This is a genomic window from Paenibacillus xylanexedens (assembly GCF_007676705.1).
Taxonomy (GTDB): domain Bacteria; phylum Bacillota; class Bacilli; order Paenibacillales; family Paenibacillaceae; genus Paenibacillus; species Paenibacillus xylanexedens_C.
Genome location: NZ_VEBF01000007.1, coordinates 126,426 through 147,122 on the forward strand (window position 1 = coordinate 126,426; position 20,697 = coordinate 147,122).

The 20,697-nt window shown below is 45.7% G+C and carries 24 protein-coding genes; 8 read left to right on the forward strand and 16 right to left on the reverse strand.

Annotated elements, in window-relative coordinates:
* Positions 1–213 precede the first annotated feature (213 nt).
* The 6 genes from thiD to FS628_RS26100 all read right to left on the reverse strand — a co-directional run bounded on the left by thiD (position 214) and on the right by FS628_RS26100 (position 5,523).
* Positions 214–1,026 (reverse strand): bifunctional hydroxymethylpyrimidine kinase/phosphomethylpyrimidine kinase, encoded by an 813-nt coding sequence (thiD, locus tag FS628_RS26075; RefSeq protein WP_145325859.1) that lies wholly within the window; start codon positions 1,024–1,026, stop codon positions 214–216.
* 105 nt (positions 1,027–1,131) lie between these two features.
* Complete coding sequence (locus tag FS628_RS26080; protein WP_186327974.1) at positions 1,132–1,830, reverse strand: ABC transporter permease; 699 nt, start codon at positions 1,828–1,830, stop codon at positions 1,132–1,134.
* A complete protein-coding gene (locus FS628_RS26085; protein ID WP_145325861.1) occupies positions 1,823–2,746 on the reverse strand; it encodes an ABC transporter ATP-binding protein in 924 nt (307 codons plus the stop codon). The genes FS628_RS26080 and FS628_RS26085 overlap by 8 nt, the downstream gene beginning before the upstream one ends.
* Before the next feature lie 129 nt (positions 2,747–2,875).
* Positions 2,876–3,805 (reverse strand): sensor histidine kinase, encoded by a 930-nt coding sequence (locus FS628_RS26090; RefSeq protein ID WP_145325862.1) that lies wholly within the window; start codon positions 3,803–3,805, stop codon positions 2,876–2,878.
* On the reverse strand, positions 3,802–4,467 hold the full coding sequence (locus FS628_RS26095; RefSeq protein ID WP_440131314.1) for a response regulator transcription factor: 666 nt from the start codon (positions 4,465–4,467) through the stop codon (positions 3,802–3,804). The genes FS628_RS26090 and FS628_RS26095 overlap by 4 nt, the downstream gene beginning before the upstream one ends.
* A gap of 204 nt (positions 4,468–4,671) precedes the next feature.
* Positions 4,672–5,523 (reverse strand): DegV family protein, encoded by an 852-nt coding sequence (locus FS628_RS26100; protein ID WP_124118162.1) that lies wholly within the window; start codon positions 5,521–5,523, stop codon positions 4,672–4,674.
* Positions 5,524–5,828: 305 nt separating this feature from the next.
* Between FS628_RS26100 and FS628_RS26105 the strand changes: the two genes are divergently transcribed.
* The 4 genes from FS628_RS26105 (at position 5,829) to FS628_RS26120 (ending at position 9,166) form a co-directional block, all read left to right on the forward strand.
* Positions 5,829–6,605 carry an ABC transporter permease gene (locus tag FS628_RS26105; RefSeq protein ID WP_145325864.1) on the forward strand — a complete coding sequence of 259 codons (777 nt, stop codon included), beginning with the start codon at positions 5,829–5,831 and terminating at the stop codon, positions 6,603–6,605.
* On the forward strand, positions 6,602–7,402 hold the full coding sequence (locus FS628_RS26110; protein WP_145325865.1) for an ABC transporter permease: 801 nt from the start codon (positions 6,602–6,604) through the stop codon (positions 7,400–7,402). The genes FS628_RS26105 and FS628_RS26110 overlap by 4 nt, the downstream gene beginning before the upstream one ends.
* 22 nt (positions 7,403–7,424) lie before the next feature.
* On the forward strand, positions 7,425–8,393 hold the full coding sequence (locus FS628_RS26115; protein ID WP_145325933.1) for an ABC transporter ATP-binding protein: 969 nt from the start codon (positions 7,425–7,427) through the stop codon (positions 8,391–8,393).
* A gap of 95 nt (positions 8,394–8,488) precedes the next feature.
* Entirely contained in the window at positions 8,489–9,166 is a 678-nt protein-coding gene (locus FS628_RS26120; RefSeq protein WP_145325866.1) for a succinylglutamate desuccinylase/aspartoacylase domain-containing protein, read from the forward strand.
* Positions 9,167–9,258: 92 nt separating this feature from the next.
* On the opposite strand, the gene FS628_RS26125 is transcribed toward FS628_RS26120, so the two are convergent.
* The 6 genes from FS628_RS26125 to FS628_RS26150 form a co-directional block, all read right to left on the reverse strand.
* Positions 9,259–10,314: a serine hydrolase domain-containing protein gene (locus FS628_RS26125; protein WP_145325867.1), complete on the reverse strand. Its 1,056-nt coding sequence runs from the start codon at positions 10,312–10,314 to the stop codon at positions 9,259–9,261.
* A gap of 165 nt (positions 10,315–10,479) precedes the next feature.
* The gene (locus tag FS628_RS26130; protein ID WP_145325868.1) at positions 10,480–10,881 is read right to left on the reverse strand and encodes a MerR family transcriptional regulator; all 402 of its coding nucleotides are present in this window, start codon (positions 10,879–10,881) and stop codon (positions 10,480–10,482) included.
* A 25-nt stretch (positions 10,882–10,906) separates the two neighbouring features.
* Positions 10,907–12,394 (reverse strand): alpha/beta hydrolase family protein, encoded by a 1,488-nt coding sequence (locus FS628_RS26135; protein ID WP_145325869.1) that lies wholly within the window; start codon positions 12,392–12,394, stop codon positions 10,907–10,909.
* Positions 12,395–12,578: 184 nt separating this feature from the next.
* Positions 12,579–13,022, reverse strand: coding sequence for a FixH family protein (locus tag FS628_RS26140; RefSeq protein WP_186327975.1), 444 nt, complete (start codon positions 13,020–13,022; stop codon positions 12,579–12,581).
* 19 nt (positions 13,023–13,041) lie between these two features.
* On the reverse strand, positions 13,042–13,491 hold the full coding sequence (locus FS628_RS26145; protein ID WP_145325871.1) for a disulfide oxidoreductase: 450 nt from the start codon (positions 13,489–13,491) through the stop codon (positions 13,042–13,044).
* Between the two features lie 126 nt (positions 13,492–13,617).
* Positions 13,618–13,968, reverse strand: coding sequence for a winged helix-turn-helix transcriptional regulator (locus FS628_RS26150; protein ID WP_145325872.1), 351 nt, complete (start codon positions 13,966–13,968; stop codon positions 13,618–13,620).
* A gap of 125 nt (positions 13,969–14,093) precedes the next feature.
* On the opposite strand from FS628_RS26150, the gene FS628_RS26155 reads away from it, so the two are divergent.
* Positions 14,094–14,726, forward strand: coding sequence for a nitroreductase family protein (locus FS628_RS26155; protein ID WP_145325873.1), 633 nt, complete (start codon positions 14,094–14,096; stop codon positions 14,724–14,726).
* Positions 14,727–14,789: 63 nt separating this feature from the next.
* Here FS628_RS26155 and FS628_RS26160 read toward each other — a convergent pair whose 3' ends face one another.
* Positions 14,790–16,412, reverse strand: a complete 1,623-nt coding sequence (locus FS628_RS26160) for a copper amine oxidase N-terminal domain-containing protein (RefSeq protein WP_145325934.1) — start codon at positions 16,410–16,412, stop codon at positions 14,790–14,792.
* Positions 16,413–16,748: 336 nt separating this feature from the next.
* Here FS628_RS26160 and FS628_RS26165 point away from each other — a divergent pair, with 336 nt between their 5' ends.
* Positions 16,749–16,955: a hypothetical protein gene (locus FS628_RS26165; protein ID WP_017692174.1), complete on the forward strand. Its 207-nt coding sequence runs from the start codon at positions 16,749–16,751 to the stop codon at positions 16,953–16,955.
* A gap of 11 nt (positions 16,956–16,966) precedes the next feature.
* Here FS628_RS26165 and FS628_RS26170 read toward each other — a convergent pair whose 3' ends face one another.
* Positions 16,967–17,842, reverse strand: a complete 876-nt coding sequence (locus FS628_RS26170) for a phosphotransferase (RefSeq protein ID WP_145325874.1) — start codon at positions 17,840–17,842, stop codon at positions 16,967–16,969.
* A 192-nt stretch (positions 17,843–18,034) separates the two neighbouring features.
* Between FS628_RS26170 and FS628_RS26175 the strand changes: the two genes are divergently transcribed.
* Both FS628_RS26175 and FS628_RS26180 read left to right on the forward strand, forming a co-directional pair.
* Entirely contained in the window at positions 18,035–19,141 is a 1,107-nt protein-coding gene (locus tag FS628_RS26175; protein ID WP_145325875.1) for a stalk domain-containing protein, read from the forward strand.
* Positions 19,142–19,344: 203 nt separating this feature from the next.
* Positions 19,345–19,620: a WXG100 family type VII secretion target gene (locus tag FS628_RS26180; protein ID WP_145325876.1), complete on the forward strand. Its 276-nt coding sequence runs from the start codon at positions 19,345–19,347 to the stop codon at positions 19,618–19,620.
* A gap of 67 nt (positions 19,621–19,687) precedes the next feature.
* On the opposite strand, the gene FS628_RS26185 is transcribed toward FS628_RS26180, so the two are convergent.
* Together FS628_RS26185 and FS628_RS26190 are read right to left on the reverse strand one after the other, a co-directional pair.
* A complete protein-coding gene (locus tag FS628_RS26185; protein WP_145325877.1) occupies positions 19,688–19,957 on the reverse strand; it encodes a DUF4176 domain-containing protein in 270 nt (89 codons plus the stop codon).
* Positions 19,957–20,658, reverse strand: a complete 702-nt coding sequence (locus tag FS628_RS26190; protein WP_145325935.1) for a hypothetical protein — start codon at positions 20,656–20,658, stop codon at positions 19,957–19,959. The genes FS628_RS26185 and FS628_RS26190 overlap by 1 nt, the downstream gene beginning before the upstream one ends.
* Positions 20,659–20,697 lie beyond the last annotated feature (39 nt).

Here is a 20,697-nt window from a genome sequence, read left to right on the forward strand (position 1 = left end):
TTCTATGTGTCGTTCATGTGTCCATACATGTTTTGGAATGAACCCCATGATATATACGATTAATATAAGCCAAAAGTTACTAATTTTTATCAAAATGCGCACAAAAAAGAAGCTGCCAACGAGCAACTTCCTGCTCATTGACAGCTACTTGAATGAAATCGATTTGTGTCATCCAGAAGTGATGCGCTACGACTGCGCGCTCCCTGGCAACACTTAACGTTGTTGCTCCAGACGGTGTGCCACATGAAGTGTAGGACCAACAAAACGATTCAGCGGGAATCCGCCTGCAATCGCTTTGGTCACGAAGGCTTTCCCCTCACGAACAGCCTCTTTCACTGTAAGACCACGAGCCAACCCTGCGGTAATCGCCGCAGACGTCGTGCAGCCCGCACCATGCGTATATCCGGAGCCGACAACATCGGCTTCAAACCATTCGTAGTTGGTTCCATCATAGAGTAGATCCATTGCTTTACCCGGGTTAATCACACCTCGGTCTTTGATCAGTACATGCTTCGAGCCATGGGCATGAATTGCTGCTGCCGCTGCTTCCATCTGTTCTTTAGAGCGAATCGGTCCACTCTTCGCCAGTTGGGATGCTTCAAACAGATTAGGTGTAACCAGATCGGCACCTGGCAACAGGAATTCGATCATCGCTTCCGTATTTTCCGGTTGCAGTACTTCGTCTGTACCTTTGCAGACCATTACCGGATCGATAACGATCTGTGGCAGACCACTGCGGCGAATATGTTTCGCTACCAGTTCAATAATATCTACAGAACCGAGCATACCTGTCTTCATTGCATCGAAACCGATGCCGTCCAGAACAGTGCGAAGCTGCGCTTCAACCACATTTAATTCAACAGGAAAGACCTGGTGATCCCATGTATCGGGCTCCATTGCCACAACCGTAGTCAGTACGGTCATGCCATACACACCCAGCTCCTGAAAAGTTTTCAAATCAGCTTGAATCCCTGCACCGCCGCTCGTGTCCGAACCAGCTATTGTTAATGTTTTTGGAATCGTCATGGTAGTCGCATTCTCCTTCGTGTCTCAGTTGACATTATCCTATCCCTTGTACGAGCGGATGTCAATGGCATCTGAAGCCATACAGAGCATGGTTTTCCGAATGATTCAGTTCACATCTTTGGTCTCCAGACGAACCATGGACATCGAAGCAATCCATATCCCTATTGCTCCAAGGGTCAGAGGGATAATAATAAGCGAATGAATGGAAACTTCCGACCCGTTGAATCCGGAGCAGACAACCAAAACCAGCAAAATGGACGCGACCATTGTAGTTGTAACAGAATACTTTCGCATACCGAAGAATAGGGGAATGAGTGCCATACTCGCAGCCGATAAAGAACTCATACTATACTTCACCAGAAGTCCCAATATATCCCGACTCGTCAATGATCCAGGAATGAAGGAGTAGAATTGATTAACAATTAGCAGCAGTGAACCCATCAACAGATCGGTAACCATAATCATCACAAATGTAAAAACAAACACGATAATCAATTTGGCTGCGATGATTTTATGACGCTGGATGGGATAGGTGAACATGACGTTCATCGTTTTATTTCTATACTCACTGATCACCAGCTTGGTTAATAAAGCTCCTGCAAATATGATAAAGGTCGCTCTCACAAACGTATCGATAATCATAAAGGCAGTCTGGTAATCGGCATAGGCATAATCTTCCGCTCCCACATCCACGAATCCAATCATGATCAGGAAAAGAAGAATGGCTATACTGGCAATACCTGCACCTGCAAAATTACGTGCAAATCGGTGCTTTCGCATCTCAAGTCTGATTAGTTTAAGCAACGTCTTCATCCCCTTTCACAAGCTTCATGAAGTGTTCTTCCAGGGAATGAGCCCGTTTGGATATCGATTCGATCTCAATGCCATGCTGAATCAGCTTGGTGGTTAATTCCGATGGAATGATTCCCGGATCATAGATGCGTAACGTTTGGTCATCGACCAGTTTATAATTACTCAAACCAAGCTGATGTTCAATGACATAGGTCGCTTTGCGGACATCTACCGCCTGTAACTCGATGTACTCATTTTGACTTCCACGAATGCTCTCCATCGAGACCTCCTCCACCAAACGACCGCCGCGAATGACACCAACCGTGTCCGCAATCTGCTCGATCTCCCCAAGGATGTGACTGGAGACCAATAGGGTGATCCGATACTCATTGCTAAGTCGCTTGAACAAATCTCGCATCTCTCGGATCCCTACCGGATCCAATCCATTAATCGGTTCATCCAGGATGAGCAGTTCAGGTGTGGTTATGAGTGCACGAGCCAGTCCGAGCCTTTGCTTCATGCCCAGAGAGAAGTCTTTAACCGATTTCTTGCCTGTATCTTTTAACCCTACCATTTCCATCGTGTTGTCGATGATCTTTTTGTTGTAGAATCCCATGTATTCACAGTGAAGCTCCAGATTCTCGCGAGCAGACAGTCTATCGTAGAAAAAAGGATATTCAATAATACTGCCCATTCGCTTCAGCACTTCATAGGAGGTCGGCGTAAGCTTCTCCCCAAACAATTCAATCTCCCCTGAGGTTGGTTTGACGAGATTGGTGAGCATCTTCATGATGGTTGTTTTACCTGCACCATTCGGACCAAGAAACCCATAGATCTCACCTTGCTTAATATTCATATTGACGTTGGATACAACCTCTGCCCCTTCATATACTTTGGTCACATCTATTGTTCGTGCGATATAATTCATCGTCTTGTTCTCCTTTACGTCCCCTGTCCGGGTTCCTATATCTATATTGTAAAGAGAAAAGTCTTCTTTTTTATTAATCAAATCTTACAAAAACCTTAAGTCTGACCGGAAACGCCAACGAAGGCTCTATCAGGCCTTTAGGGTAACCGAAAATACAGTACGTTGATGTGGCACACTATGCAAGCGAATGCTTCCACCCATCTGCTCGACTAGCCGCTTCGTGATCGTAAGACCAAGGCCGCTGCCCTGATAGAGTCGATTGCGGGAATCTTCCAATGTATACATGCGTTCGAACACACGACTATGCTCGCTCTCCGGAATCCCTTTTCCCTGGTCCCAGATCTGTAGCGTCACAGGTCCACCTATCGAATGGTCGAGTGAAAGTCCTAGCACCTTACCCTCTGCTCCATATTTCATCCCATTGGTAATGAGATTATCCAGCACACGGTCCAATGCTTCTTCATTCGCTTGTACGAAGATATCCCCATCAGGTATCTCCAGCTCCACGTGCAACCCCAGATTCGTCAACATTTCATAAAAGGAGATCATCTTCAACCGGCATAATTCGCTTAAATTCACCCGACCAAGCACCAGTTCCGTATCTCCGGATTCCAGCTTCGCCAGATCAAAAAAGGAATGAATCAAACGCAACACTTCCTGCGCCTTATCCTGTATTTTCTCCGTCATAATCTTCCGTTCCTGATCGGTTAATGATGGGCTGTGCAGTAAGGTCTCACTATAACCCAGCACTACTGTGAGTGGCGTTTTCAGATCATGCGAAATGTTGGAGAGCATGTTACGCATCTCCTTCTCCTGGTTCGCATACCCCGCTTTGGCGCGGTGGGCATAGTCCAGCAGCTCGTTCATGTCTTTCAGAAGCTGACTGACTTGGTCATCACTATTGAATACAAGCAAGCGCTCAAAGGTGCCTTGATCCAGAATTGCGGATATTTTCTGATGAATATAGGACAGATGTTGGGTGCGTTTCCGCAATCTCATCCACAATCCAATGACGGCAATGGCCAGAATACCCGTTGTAATGGCAAAAATCAGTGTCATCCCTGCTCCGCCTCCAGCTTATAGCCGATGCCCCAGAGTGTCTTGATATATTGGGGAGCCGAAGGATCTGCCTCCAGTTTCTCACGCAGACGACGCATATGTACGTTAATGATATTTTCGTCCCCATAATAATGATCGTTCCAGACGGAAGCATAGATCTGCGCCTTGGTGAACACTTTGCCAGGATGGGTAACCAATAGTTTCAGGATGCCAAATTCCTTGGATGTCAGTTTAACGGGTGTACCTTCGCGCTCCACCTCGTACGTCTCCATATCAACCACAAGTCCTCCAATGTGAATACGTTGATCTTTAACCATTTCAGTCACAGGCGGAGTGGTATAATTGGCGCGGCGAATCGCAGCTTTGATGCGGGCAGTCAGTTCGATTAACGAGAACGGTTTGCTCAAGTAATCATCTGCGCCGAAGCCCAGACCTAGCGCTTTGTCCACTTCCCCATCCTTCGCAGACAGAATGAGCACAGGCACCAGACTGACTGCCCGTATGGTTTGCAGCACATCCATCCCACTTTTGCGGGGCAGCATCAGATCCAGAATAACCAGATCATAGCCAGGTTGTGACTGGCTGAACTGACGCTCTGCCTCTAAGCCGTCATATGCATAAGTGACGTCGTATCCCTCTTTTTCCAGATAGGGTCCGACCATCTCACTAATTGAACGATCATCTTCAACAAGCAACAAGCGGTGACTTAACACATGTTTCCCTCCAACATGAACATTTTTCTTTATTACCTCACAGTTTGTTTGAATTGGCAATGACATACGAAAAAACCTGACAGGAGCACCACTTTGACATCAAGTGTGTTTCCTGCCAGGTCTATGAGCGTCTGTAGATAAATGCTGGTGCTTCTAATCTCTATATCCGTTCTCGCTGTGGATCCAGCACAGTCCAATGGTTCCTGCACCTGCATGGATACTAACCACAGGGATAAACGGCATGATTTCGGTCTTTAATCTAGGCAGCAGAGCTGCAATCTGTTTTTTGATCGTTACGGCTTCTTCCTGATTGTTCGCATGCATAATGCACACATGTTTTACTTTCTCCATATCCAGCTTGAGCATATCCAGCATGCGCTCTTTCGTCCGCTTGAACGTGCGGATCTTCTCATTCACAACCACTTTGCCCTCTTCAAATCGAAGCAGCAGATGGATCTTGAGCAGTTGACTGATGATCAGCTGTGTGCCCGACACCCGTCCACTGCGATGAAGATGCTGAAGACTGGCCGGTATGAGGTAAAAGGACATATTATCAATCATCTGTTCAATGTTTACTTTGATCTCGGCAGCTGAACATCCCTGCTTCTGCCATTCCAGTCCTTGCATAATCATCTCACGGTGAGGATAGGCACCTGCCTTTGAATCAATTGCGGTCACCGTCACTCCTGCAATCTCTGCAGCCTGCATGGACGTATGCAGCGTTCCGCTAAGCGCTGTAGAGCAATGAATCGTAATAATCTCATCGTACTTGTCTTTGAGCGACTCATACAGTTCAATGAACTCGCCAATGGGTGGCTGCGAACTGCTCGCACGTGAAGCCTCCGCAAGTTTCTCATAGAACATTTCAGATGTAATGTCATCGGTTTCCCGGTAACATTCCTCTCCAAATACGATGCGCAGCGGTACGATGTAGATATGATTTTGCTCCGCAAAAACGGGATCCAGTGTACTGGTACTATCGGTGACCCATGCAATTTTCTTCATGACATCCTTCTCTCTTGCCGGATTGTTCGTTCTGTATCCTCAATCGTCAGGCACAAGCCCGGCGGTGTATTTAAAATTTGAATATTTCACATTGTAAACGTTTGCGATACTGCCTCTCAATTATAAATGAACGGACAGACCGTTGTCTTGTGGCGCAATCATGAACACCCCTATTAATACCAGTATTAGCTAAAAAAATGTCTTGCCTGTGAAGGAATAAATTGGTATGCTGTTGTCCTTCTCTCTTTTTCGCCTTGACTGAAGTGAACGGAAACGCCGTTCAATCCACTTATCGGAGGTGTCACATGCTTTATTTCACCCTGGCTTCCAAAGCCTACTCCCGGAATCTGCAATACCGCGGGGCACACATGGTACATAACCTGGCAAGCGCCATGTTTGGTTACATGTACGCCTGCCTCTGGATCGGCATCGGGGCCGACCACACGCTCGGGGAATACGGGACACAAGGGATGATCAGCTACATTGCGTTCACGCAATCCTCTCTCTGGATCTCGGGTTTTCTCACGAACGGATTGGGTATCCCCCTATCCGTCAGGACAGGGCAGATCGCACTGGACCTCATGAGGCCAGTTCATCTGTTCACCCACCTGATGGCACGCGAATGGGGGCAGATCGCCTACCAGTTCGTGTACAAAAGTATTCCGATCTACCTGCTCTTCTCCATTGTCTTTTCCCTGGATTGGCCCTCAGACGTTTCAACGCTGTTCTATGCCGCACTTGGTCTTGCCGGCGCCGCATACTTGTCCATCTGCATGAACTACATCATTGGTGCTACGTCGATGTGGACCACGGAGTCTTCATGGCTTCACTGGGGCAATCACGCCATGATGAATCTGCTGGCTGGTTTCTTCATTCCACTGGAGTGGCTGCCGAACTGGCTTGAACAACTTGCCTGGCTATCCCCCTACCCTTTCCTGCTGTATGTACCTACCCGAATCTACCTTGGTTTCGAAGATGGCTCCTTGCTATGGGGAACCTTGCTTTGGTGCGTCTTCATGACGTTGTTCTGTCTTGCGATTACCCAGGTGTTACGTCGTAAAGTGGAGGTGCAGGGCGGATGAAACGGACTTCCTGGTTCAATTTATATAAAATGCTCATTCGAACAAGCATCCGCAGCCGGATGCAATACAAGTTTAATTTCATCATGGCATCCGTACTCGCCGCTTTAATTCAGATCTCCGAGTTTCTGATGGTTGCTCTGGTGCTGCACAAATTCGGAGCAATTAAAGGCTGGTCCCTCCATGAGATTGGTTATCTCTTCGCCATCATGACCTTATCCAAAACACTGTACCGCACATTCGGCAATGAGGTTCACCATCTGGAAAAATATCTGGTGGGTGGTGAGCTTGATCAACTGTTAACACGTCCTATGCCCGTATTGTTGGCCCTGTTGCCCCAGAACTTCCGCATCATGGCTGGGGAAGTCTTGCAAGGCGGGTTCATTCTCTGCTGGTCTCTGGCAGGCATGATGCATAGCGGACAGATTGGCTGGATAGCCATTCCCTTCTCCCTGTTCATTATCCTGACGGGGGCAGTCATTCTCTTTTCCATAGGACTCGCTACCGCCACACTCGGATTCTGGACTACGCGCATCGAGGAATTACAGACGATCACTGAAGATGCAGCACGAACGGCTGCCCAATATCCGCTAACGTTATATCCCAAATGGATGTCTGGCATTCTGCTAACGGTCATTCCGGTGGGATTCGTCAATTACATCCCGTCACTCTATCTACTGCGGGGTGAAGGAGGCGCGTGGGTCCTTGTTGCTGTTGCGACGGTTGCCGTACTGAGTTTGGCTGCAAGTCTGCGTTTCTGGCAATTCGGCATGACCAAATATCAAAGTACAGGTAGCTAAGGAGGCGAAACGAATCATGAACATGATCACAGCACGGCATCTGCAAAAGGAATTTAAGACCCCTGTTATTCGAGAAGGACGTTTCTCAGGGTTACGTACGTTATTTTCACGTGAGTATGTGTCCAAGGAAGCGGTACGCGATATCAGTTTTGATATCGGGCAAGGGGAGTTTGTGGGCTACATCGGTCCGAACGGGGCTGGCAAGTCTACCACGATCAAAATGCTGACAGGTATCCTCCACCCAACCTCGGGTGAGGTACGACTTGGTGGTATGAACCCGCATCAGGACAGGCGCAGAACCGTCGGTCGACTGGGCGTTGTGTTTGGACAGCGCAGTCAGCTCTGGTGGGATCTGCCTGTGAAAGATTCATATGATATTCTGGCCGAGATGTACGGCGTCCGTGCCGAGGACAAAAAGAAACGGCTATCCCAGTTTGCCGAGCTGCTGGACCTTGAATCATTCTGGGCCACGCCTGTCCGCAAGCTCTCGCTTGGACAACGCATGCGTGCGGATCTCGCAGCTTCCATGCTGCATGACCCGGAACTGCTTTTTCTCGATGAACCAACCATTGGACTGGATGTGAACGCGAAGCGGAACATTCGCCAGTTTTTACGTACCTTAAATGAAACGTTTGGCAAAACAATTCTGTTGACCACACATGACATGGACGATATCGAGCAGTTATGCAGCCGGGTCATGGTGATCAACCATGGTCAACTGACATATGACGGGACGATCTCATCGCTTCGCGAAACCATCGGACTGCCTACGTTAATTCGGATAACGTTCCGGGGAGCGTTTCACCTGCCAGACTCTTTACCCTCTGCGCTCCATGTCACAGGCGTGGAGAACCAGATCGTTACCGTTGAAGTAAACCGGAAGGAATGGAGCACAATGGACATTCTGAAACAACTGGAATACTGGGGCGAGATTGAAGATGTGGAGATGAAAGAACCGGATTTTGAAGATATCATTCATCGGGTGTATTAATTGGCCCTTTTGTGAGGAAATTGGATGAAGAGCTGTTCTTCTGCCGTTACATGAAAGAGGGACATGACGTACTGTAATAGCGGAGGTGAAGTGTCATGCTTGTGACCAAACATGTACTTGCGGCATCCAGCGCACACGCCACTCCCTATTACATCGTACGTGGCATGATGCCGGGACCGGTAATGTTCATTACATCCGGGGTGCACGGGAATGAAACGGCGAGTATGGCCGCTGCACAAAAGCTCGCAGATGATTGTGCGACGGGTCGCCCTGTCATTCAGCGAGGGCTGCTGATTATTGTGCCACGCGTGAACCAGAAAGCCTACGCAAAGAAAATCAGAGGCAAGCCAGATCTGAATCGTACGTTTCCACGTCGTATGTCAGGCAAGGCCAAGCATCCACTGGCTGCAGCGGTTTTTCAGCTGGCGCGTGAACATCGGGCTGACTGGTGGCTCGATCTGCATGAAGCCAACGGGCTGTCACAGCTTAGTTCGCGAGTGCTTGGACAGACGCTGATTACCAATCCCGGCAGTCGGACGATTCCGGCTTGCAGAAGAGTTATCGAACGGATGAATCGGTCGATATCCATTCGTGATCGTCACTTTAACCTCAAACAGCATGAATTGCCGGGATCTGCCCGTACAGCGGCTTCAAGACTATTACAAGCCCGTTCTGTTACGGTGGAGACCTGCTGGAGTCTGAAACGCGCGACCCGTATCAAGTATCAGACGGAAATTGTGCACCATTTTCTACGTGAAGCGGGCTTAACATGATTGAGATCATTAAAATAGAAATAAATCACCTTCAGAAGAGAGCGCCCGAGGATGTACTTCGGGAGTTCGCTTTGGAGGTGACTTTTCTGCGTTTATCTTTGCATCATTTCTTCCAATATTTGTATACCCACAGGGTCCAGCGGCATGAGTGGATAAAGGTCTTTTTTAGTTATAAACTTGAATATCGCATCCAGATACTCATCGACAATGGAGGCTGATCCAAAACAATAATTGGACAATAATACAACGCCTACACTCTGTTCCTTATTTATAGCCAAAAAACTGCTGAAACCAAATGTGCTACCATTATGCCAGAGAATTTCCTGATCTAAGATGTTATCACTAATCCAGGCATAACGATGAGTTGAATCTCCAATCATTACAGGCATGTGACTTTGTTGTATTGCAGAGGCTGCAGGATGATCCTCATTCAGATTGGCCTGCACAAATAAACACATATCGTGAAGAGATGACTTGATTGCCCCTGCCCCTTCATGTACACCATTATCCCAGTGAGGCATTTTTTTCCCCGTTGAAGTATATCCATCCACAAATCTGCCATTCTGTTCTGCATTCAGCATAGTAGCTGTCTCCGTCATGTTTAATGGACCTGTGATATATTTTTTCAGCATATCATCATATGTACTGCCTGATACTTTACATAGGATATAGCCCAGTAAGCCCACGCCGGTATTGGAATACTCAAATGAACCCAACTGATCCGTAAAATCAGCTTCGGATAAAAAAGCAAGTAAATCATCCTCCGTATACGTTGAAAACGGATTGTATCGATTTTTCTTCGAAGACAGGTTTGTGGCAATTCGGGGTAATCCAGAGGTATGCGTAGCAAGACTTTTTAAGGTAACCTTATTCAAATAATCATTTTTACCGTTGAGTATGTACTTGCCAACCGTGTCATCGGAGGATAGCTGCTGTTGACGTTCCAATTCTAATAGAAGGATAGCTGTAAACAGTTTGGTTACAGAGCCGATTTCGAACAATCTGTGTTCAGGTGCAGCCGCGCTCTTCTTCTGAGGATTGCCTAATGAATGATATTCGATATCTCCCTTCGTAATTATGCCAATCTCAAGATGCAGATGTTTCTTGCCCTTGATGTAACCGGATACAAAACCTTGTAAATCCCTCATAGAAAATGTTACTCCTTTTATGGTGTAAATTTCATCATTGGAATATTGAAATTACTTTTAACCACCACTATGTATTGGCAAACTACAGTATGTATTCGTTTTAAATCTCCTATTCCCTGCTCGATAGCCAATGCTTGTTTCTCCTAAAAAGGAAAAGAGCCGCGATTACGGCTCTTTCTTTGTCACCCTGAACGACTGAATATAGCTATGGATATCACCTTCTGGCGTCTTGAGCAATCTGGCCAGATGAATCTGCATCTGTTCAAGGTGATTGATATGCTTCTGAATATCTGCGATTCGGTCACGGACGAGTATTTTTAACGTATCACTCTCCATATCCTCCTGACTAAGCAGTTGCAGGGTCTCTTGTATTTCTTTTAGGGAGTAACCCAGCGACTGGGCATCCTTAATGAACTTAATTTTGACCAGATAATCCTCGGTATACACCCGGTATCCGTTGGAGGAACGACGGGGAGCAGGCAGAATCCCGCTATCCTCGTAATAACGGAGGGTTGCCATACTCACACCGGTACGCTTGGCTAACATTCCTCTTGTCATGGTTTCCATGCCTACCCTCCACCCTTCTGCGGATTTATTGCGCTTGTTCGTTGCGTATCTTGGTATATTGGGCATCATAGGTGGCCTCAGGAAATTTCGCCAAAGACCCTTGCAGCAGCGGTTGCTCTTCTCCTTTGAGATAACGGTCAAAGAATGCTAACGCATAAGATCTTGTTATATCCACATTATGTTCTGGCGTCATGCCTCTGGCAAACATTTTCGGTGAAATTAATGAAATATCCGTAAAGCTTTGATGGAAGAAATTCTCAACCGTCAGATAGTAGGTATCATTAAGACTGCTCGTCATCACTCGATCCAGATCCGGCTCAAACTCGGGGTAAAACACTTTATCCTTGGCAGTAGCATCCGGTTCCAGACTTTTGGCGGTTCCACCCGACATAATATACATAAACGGCTGTTTCAGGGCTTTCGTGGATACCGTTCCCCAGAAGCCGCCCTCCAGGCTAAGTCCTGCTTGGAATCGCTCATCCTGCGCCAGTGCTTCCGCTGTCGTTGCCCCACCATACGAGTGCCCCACAATACCAACATGAGCCAGATCAAGTTTGCCTTCGAGCAATTGATTCGGATCATGTGAATTCCACTGGGTCAGGGTATCAAGGACAAATCTTGCATCAGCTGCACGGATGCCTATACCTTCTACATTATATTGATATAATTCCTCTGACGTTGCAAAATCAGGGTCGGCCTCATATGGGACTGCACGCCCATCAGGGAATGTTACTCGTGCTGACGTATACGGGTGATCTATACCAACGACAATGTAACCGTGGCTTACCAGTTCCTCTATCATTGTCATACTCTGAAAACGAGCAGAGCGGATACCCGGCGAAAACAGCAATACCGGATACTTGCTCTGGGTGGCGGACATCCCAGCTCCTTTTACCACATGTGTTGGAATAGTATCCAGATAACTGAACACCTGAGACGGAATGCCGAACACCAGACTAATAGCTTCTCCCAGTTCACTAGGGTAATGCTCCAGTGGTAGCCCTTGGGCGGCCTCCTGATCTACGGGGTACCAGACATTAATCATAAGTTCACGCTTGTCTCCTGCCTCGGGTGTTTTGGTCTCTTCGCGAGATTCATCCACCAGGTGTTGAGAGAACGTACCAATCGCAAATGTACCGGTAGGTTCAGGCATCGTAAAGGCAGGTAACAGCCAGGTCAGTATGAATGAGCCCACACTGAAAGCCAGAACCAGGATGGATACCAACGTCTTCTTAATCCATGAACGACGGTTATGTTTCTGCGTGCTCTGAACGTAGCGGTCACTACGGTATAATTTCATGAGTTGAATGATTAATGTAATAAATAATACAAGTCCAACCATATAGGTTGGGGCCATCTGCACACGGAATGAATTGATTAAACCATGCAGAAGCACTGCCAGAACCAAAGCGGAGAGTATGCCTATTGTCATTGCTCGGCGCTTCGGAAAAAGTAGTATACATACCGTAACAGCTACGGTTACCAACACCAACATCCATTCTAATATTCTCATTATTCTGCCTCCAATATTTCTTGATAAGACAAGAATAGACCTTGAAGTATACTTCAAGGTCAAGGCTGAATATATGAACAAAAATGGATGAATGAAGCCGATGTAGACACACTGAACACCCGGTAAATATGCCATACAGCTTGGAAGAGCTTGTACGGTATATTCATCGGGTGAACTACAACGATTACTCCACGGTTACCTTTGTTCTCGGCATCGTATGCATCGCCCCTGAGGTCACATGCGCCTGAACGACATATACCCCAGGTTCCTGAAACGTATAATTCACTTCATATATACCATCGCCTATAGATACAGCCTTTGTTGCTCCCCGAGATTCAAGCTCATCGGCACTCATCATTCCTTGATCAAATGAAGGTGCTTCGGGTTCATCCTGTTCATTCCATACCTGAAACTGTACATGATCCGCATCATTTACAGGCTGTTCTCCCTGGGTCAGCTTGATCTGCAAAGCGACATCTTCCTTGACAGACACCTTATCCGGAATCATAAGCTGCACTTTGATCATCTCTGGCATCTCTCCGGACGCGGACTGTTCCTCATAGGAGCATCCCACGGTCAGGAGGATCAGAACAATGAAGGGCATGAACCAACGAGCTTGTCCGCTCATCACCATCTGTCCTTTCTTATTAAGAAGATTTTGATGTTTTGCCAATGCCCCACAGCATCACGATGATAATAATAAATGCAATGAGTGCCAGTAGCGGAATGGTGATAAAACCAAACCAGTTCAAATAGTCGGTATAACATGGAACCTTGCCACACGCCACGGCATTACCTGTAGCCGAAAAAATACGCTGGATCGTTACATGATATAACGAAATGCCGCCACCGATAAAACTAAGCGGAAGCACGTATTTCGCGATACCCGCATCATCCTTAAAGTAGGCAATGCCCAACAAGATCGTTAGCGGGTACATAAATATGCGCTGGTACCAGCACAGATCACATGGAAGATAACCCTTGATCTCACTAAAATAGAGACTTCCCCCTGTTGCAATAACTGAAACGGCCCAAGCAACAAATAACCGGGTATCCACACTTTTCGCCGGACGCTCTGATTTTGATGATGTACTCATTCCTCTGTCCCCCTCTTCATTTTGCTTATACCAAATTATCATACCCCATTCTGGACTCCATCGGCTATTTAAGCTGTTATGTAGGTCATTACCCGATGATTATACCAAATATTTGAACTTTTGGGTTCATTCATGATCACATTGAATATGTTCATCCTGATCCATACCTTTGGACCTTGCGTACGTATTGCCCCAGTCGCACATCGTGTTCAAGACCGGAACGAAGGATCGTCCGAGTTCAGTTAAACTATATTCTACTTTTGGCGGGACTTCCTTGAATATTTCCCTATGAACAAGTCCATCGCTCTCCAACTGTTTCAATTGGTCGGTTAAGACCTTTTGTGTGATTCCAGGTATCAGTTCATAGAATTCCTTGGTTCGCACCGATTGTTGACTCAGAAAAAAAAGGATAAGACACTTCCATTTCCCCCCAGCGATATCCATGAAAATATTTATTCCGGTATTATACTTAACCAATGTGCCGTTCCTCCTCAATAGATACTTTAAAGTGGCTATCCCACTTTTTTGTGCGTTATTTTCTCATTTGTTAATGCCTACTATAATTCAAGGGAGTCCTAAATAACAACGATGGAGATGATCTCATGAGTGTACAATCCGTTTTGGAACATAGACGTTCTGTTCGACATTTTGATTCAAGTTATACGATACACCCGGAGATTCTCACTTCATTCATTGAATCTGCAAGCAAGTCACCCAATGGGAATAATATTCAAGCGACCCGGTATCTTATTATTGATGACCCTGATCTCCGGAGCGCATTACTACCTATTGCTTACAATCAGCAACAGGTGATCGATGCTTCCGCTTTGATCGTCATGTTAGGGGATTATCAAGCATTTGAAGCGGATAACATCATCAGAATTCACGAAGAAGGCTTTCAGTCGGGCTTTTTTGATGCATCACTCCGAGATTATCTGGCGAATGCGGCAATACAATACTATGCAAATAAATCGGATGAAGAGCTGAAGTTGGAGTTAACCCGAGATGTAAGTCTAGCATCCATGTCATTCATTCTGCTCGCCAATGAGGCCGGTTTCGAAACCATCACGATGTCAGGTTATGATTCCGCTCAATTAAAAGCCAGCTTGAATATTTCTGAAAGATACTTGGATGTCATGCTGATCGCTGTTGGTAAAGGTACGAAAAATGGACATCAGACGGTACGTCATCCTGTTCATCAAATTATGTATCGAAACACAATGACCTCCTTATGATGAACAAAAAGAGCTGCCGTATGGGGCAGCTCTTTTTGTTTTAATCTTATTTAAACGCTGCTATTACATGGATTTTGTCAGTGTAATAGATCCATCTTTTTGTGCCCATTTCACGTCCCAGTTCAGAAGTTCAGCAATGAAGCGCAGGGGTACTTGTGTACGTCCATCTTTGTTTACAAATACAGTTGCACCCACGTTTTTCTTCACGCCGTTCACTTCCATAACGTTGTTGTTCACCCAGAATTCAAGAGTATCGTCGCCAGCCATTACGGTTACTTGCTGTGCTTTTTTGTCCCATTTGACTGTTGCACCAATACCTTCACTCAGGAAACGCAATGGAATGTATGTTGTGTTTTTCCAGAGCACTGGAGTGGTATCCATGTTGGTTGTTTTATCGTTAATTTTCAGCATTTTGCTGTTCAATTGCATCCACACCGTTGTCATTTCTGGCGCTGGTGCAGGTGTTGTTGGCTCTTGGAATTTGTCGTTGAATTGAGTCACGATGGCATTACCCAGGGCTTGACCTACACCGAACATCACTTTGAAGCCTTCACGATTCGTTGTGTACGAAGCTTCATAATTACCTGCTGCATATTGATTCAATACATTTTGTACTTGGTTTTCATGCGTTGTCAGTGCTTGTTGTCCTGCTGCTTTTGGCAGATTGCCAGCTGTTGCCGAATCCAGGAATGTGGCGAACTCTGTTGTAAATCCATCAATACGTTTCTCTACTGCTGCACGAGCCGTAGCATCGTTGTTTTTAACGGCTTTTACATAGTCGCTTTGTGCATTAACGTGGTTCGTTACCCAAATTTTCTCGAACGCATTAGCACCGTCGTTACCGTAAACGGAAGCAATGGCTGCTTTGAAGTCAGCTGTATTTCCAGCTTCAGTTGTAACCAGTGCGTTGGAAGCTGCTGTACGGCCATCGAATTCTTCTTGCATCTGCAGAGCCGAGAGCGCAAAGTGTTCGGAAGCCAAGTGGTTGAGTGCAGATCTCAGATCAGCTGCTTTTGTATCCGCTTTGGTGTTTTCAAATTTCTCTGGCATTTGTGTAGTAATTGCTGTGGAGAGGGCTTTACTTACGCCGAACATTTCTTTGAAACCTTCACGGTAAGCCTTGTATGCGTCAGCATAATCTCCAGCTACATACTCATCGAATACTTTTTGCACGAGATCTTCATGCACTTGCAGAGCCTGTTTAGCTGCTGCTTTTGGCAATTTGCCTTCGGTTGCTGTGCTCAGGAATGTGGAGAACTCCTCCACGAATCCGTTGATATTTGCCTGTGCTTGTTTGATCCCAGCCTGATTACCCATTTTGGTTGCTTTGACAAGGTCATCTGTGTATTTGTTATGAGCACGGAAGATGCGTTCGAATTCTTTGGCACCTGCGTCACCATATAGGGAAGCGATTGCCGGTTGCATATCCAGTGCGTTTTGGTCGAGTGCTTTGTAAGCTGCGTCTGCATCTTTTGCTCCATCATATGCTTTGGCCATTGCGGTTACTGCAAGTGCAAAGTGCTCGGATAACAGGTGATCCAGGTTCGCTCTCAGGTCCGCAGCGGGTGTGTTCACGGATGCTTTCATCATCGTCATCGGTGTCTGCGGTGTGGAAGCTGCTCCAGCGATTCCCGGCATCAACAGTGTCAGGCTAAGTACAGGTGCAATAAATTTCTTCATTTTCATTTTCATTACGTGTTCACTCCTCGATTATGTGTTGTGTATAATTTGTTTCCTCGCCGTCGTCTTCATAGGGTGTAACGCAGGGTTCTCTATTCTGGATCACTCAATGGACAAAAAAAATCCGCAGCCTCCAGTGAAGAAAGCCGCGAATGCTTGTTGTATCAAGGATTTTTATAGTTTAAAAAAACTAAAATTGTCGTGATCTTTTCTATCCAGGACTAGATACATACTGTAAGACAGATACTTCATTTCCCTTTATTTCTCAACTAAAGCTTACATCAAAGGTTATCCTGAAGTACAATGAAGACAAATCATATCATTCGTGAAGGGGGTCCAATTATGACTTGGTTACCTTATGTTTTAATTGTAGGTATCGCTTTATTTGGAGGTATTGCTACCATGATCATCGGAAACTCCAAAGCCAATCAGACCAGTAATCCCGAGTATGATCGCCGCACAAAGCAAAATCTCAGCAAACTTTCCTATGTATACGTTGGGGCGATTGTCCTTGGTTTTGGCGGACTAATCCTCTATCTTTTTAACTAAAATTATTCGAATCAGCAAAGAATACGTTCAAACATGCTAAGTATCTTCAGGTTTTGTTCTACATATCCAATGGTTGAGGGGGCGACTCCCCTCTCCCTGATTACCGCCAAAAATCCTCGCAACATCCATACTTGTATCTGTTCGTATAGATGCCTCCTGCTAAAATTAGCATTCTCCTGCACATAACCATCTTCAAAGTCAGCCATAATCTTTCCAAGTTCCTGCCTATGTGTTAATGAGGGAATTGTAGAAGTCAGTACAGCTGCCAGATCGAAATGATGATCGTCCATTCTTACTTCACCGAAATCAATAATGTAGATGGACTCTTTTGTAAACAACAAATTCCACATGCCCAGATCCCCGTGAATGACTGAATGGTTCGTCTTGCGAAACTCCAGACAATCCTCTGTAAGCTGGGCTAACGTACGAATTTGTTCAGATGACGAGGCTAACACTACATTGGAAACCTCACGCCATAATTGAGATAACTCGAAACGATCTTCCATACCAGCAACCTTAAGATGATTCGTCATACGATGAAAAAGTCCGATCACTTGACCTAACCGAACAAAGTCAATGTTACTTTGGGAACGCGGAAGCAAATCCTCTATGTAGATCTGCAAATTATAAAACTCATTATTATATGTAATATACGGAATCCTATATTTTGTCTGTACCATGGATGGTGAAATGTTTACGGATGCCAATGCCTGAACCATTTCATACTCAATCCACGCCTGTTGTTCGTTCCTCAGTTTGCGTAAAACAAACTTACCTGATGTAGACTCGATCAACATCGCTTTAGAACTATTACCGTGTTCTATGGCATTAAATCCTACAATATTCCCAATATCATAATGATCGGCCACGTAATGAAAAATAGTCATGCCTTCACCTCGTTTCCTGATCCTAAGCGATCTATTCAACAGACAGATGCCAGTCTCCTGTCGACATGCACATGTTTACAAGTTGGAGATAATTCAGAATTATTCTGGATATGTTCGGGGTTTAATATAAAGCCATAAGGGACAGCGAGCTCATCAAACAAAACAAACCCCAACTTGAAGGAGAGATAGATGATGAAAAAAAACATGAAGAAATCCGTAGCAACAATGATGGTACTTGGCATGACATTGACAGGAGCGACGGGCGTATTTGCCGGAACGCAGCTGGAGAAAATCTCTGCATACCTTAATCATGGAATTAGCTTCAATGTCGATGGCGCGGCGTACACACCAACGGATGGCAATGGCAACAAACTTGCGCCAATTACCTATAACAACTCCACTTATCTACCAGTAAGAGCGCTTGCTGATGCGCTGCATGTACCCGTATCCTATGACGCCAAAAAAGGACAGGTCATGATCGGCCAAACGACAAGTAATCCATCAGCCTTGACCAATGTAACGTATAGCGCAGCACAAAAAGAGGCGATTCAAAAAGCTTTTGCACAATTCGATGGGTTCAAGACCGCTTATGCACCTCAACAGATGATCGCAGGTGACACGTTCAAAAGTGTAGGTGCGGGTGGCGATGGTGTCAGCTTCATTTTCAACCATATGAAAGTGGATGTGTCTCCAAGAGATTATTCGGACGGCTATACGAGCAAAGACGTGAAACTGTCCAATGGCGTTATCGCCAAATGGTACACACCCGATCAAACGGGCATGCTCACGTTCCAACTGGATGATCGTTACGTTACCCTTAGCTCCCCGGATCATAAGCTGAGCCAAGCTCAACTGCAACAAGTCGCTGTCTCTGTTCAGCAAGCCAGTAGCAGCAACAATCAAGGAATCTCTGCATTCGCAGATGTGAACTATAGCAAGCAACAATTGGATAACATCCGCAAGGCATTCGCGAAGTTTGACGGGTTCACAACTGCCTATGCCCCACAACATATGGTTGCTGGAGATACGTTCAAAAGCGTAGGTGCAGGCGGTGATGGTGTAAACTTTGTTTTCAATCGCATGAATGTAACGGTATCCCCTAAAGACTACTCGTTCAGCTATGATGGCAAAACGGTAAAACTGCCTAATGGCGTATCCGCCAAATGGTATACACCAGATCAAACGGATATGCTCACGTTCAAGCTGGATGATTGTTATGTAACACTCAGCTCACCAAATAACCAATTAACTCACACTCAACTGGAGCAAATGGCGGTATCCGTCCAAAAAGTGAAATAAACGATAAATAGAAATAAACCAGAAACACACATCATCTCGGTCCCCTCTATGATTAAGGGCTGATATGATGTGTGTTTTGTCCTATGTAAGCCGAATTTTAGCAATTCTAAAAACAAGGCTTTCGTCCAGCTTCATTTTGAAAAGGATGGGGTTATAATGGAGTGTACAGCATCTTACAACAGAAGCGAAACGGAGTGGACCTTATGAACCAACGTATTGATCTGTCCCCAGAAGAACTGCAACAACTTGCAGGTGAGTTCAACAAGGCATCCCAGAACGGACAAGATATTCTTGCCCAACTCAAAACGATGATTGATCAGTCTGAGGGACAATGGGAAGGCGAACGCCAACGGGAGTTTCTCGGGCGTATGAATGACAGCATGACGAATATCAGTCATTATTTGCGCGGTTTACAGGAAACCAGCACCAGTCTTCAGCAGACAGCGACGCGTTTCCGCGAAACGGATCAGTCACGTTAGGACTGACCCGTTTATTTTATTTTCCTTCACATATAAAAAAAGGTAAAAGTGCCCTTTATAAATAAAGTTACTTATTCTCAAGCTCCGCTACAAAAGTCTCTTCCTCTTCGTCCACATATCCTCTGAAAATGATCTCTTCAATATCTTCATGATTAAAAACATATGTGTAATCCGGATTAATGTATCCCTCCGGATACAGACAGCCAATATAATCGAATTGACGTGGCGGTTCGGTTAGCAGCATCTGCTTTCGTCCGTAGATGACGAGCTTTTTGGTACCTTCTTTCAACCGAATCACGGAGCCATTAGGCAGTAAGGTAGATGTTTCGTTTGCCATCATGTAATCTTCCTTTCTGTATTTTGTGATTTGTTGCTCTGGACTTCCACAGGCGTGTTCAGCACCCGGCGAAGCCAGTAGTACCGATGTACATCCATCATAAAATGAAACACAACAAAGGCCAGCATGATATACACACTCATGAGTACAACAGCAACCGTCTGTTCTGTAACAAAGGCCAGGGAAATATTAGCCAGCAAGTAACCCCCGCCAGTCAACATGGTCAGCGTCGCGACAGGCATACGAGAGCCCTTTTCAGACTTGGGGCTGTTAGGTGACTGCTTCAATCTGTTTATGTGAAACTTCGCATACTGAAAGAATGCAAAACCATATACGACAAACGAACCAATCGCATACCATGGCGTTGTGAGGCCCAACATGCCGTAGGCAAACTTTTGAATAATAATCATAAAACCCAACGAACATACGATACCAAACACACCTCGAAACAGGACATAATTCAATTGCAGCCTGCGGGGAGCCACTATTAGAGCGAGGGCCCACACATTCATCACTGCCAGAGGCGGCAGTAGTATATATGCATACATAAGTTGAACCGGAACACTGAACACCGGAATCAGCAGGAATACGTTAAGAAAGAAAAGAACGAGCGTACCTGCGCTGAAACGAATTCCATCCACGGCGTATACCGCAAGATAGTTCTCAAATGCATCCCGGTTGTAGGATGTTCCTTCATACATGGTAGACTCGGAAGTATTGGATGACATGGCAGATCGTTT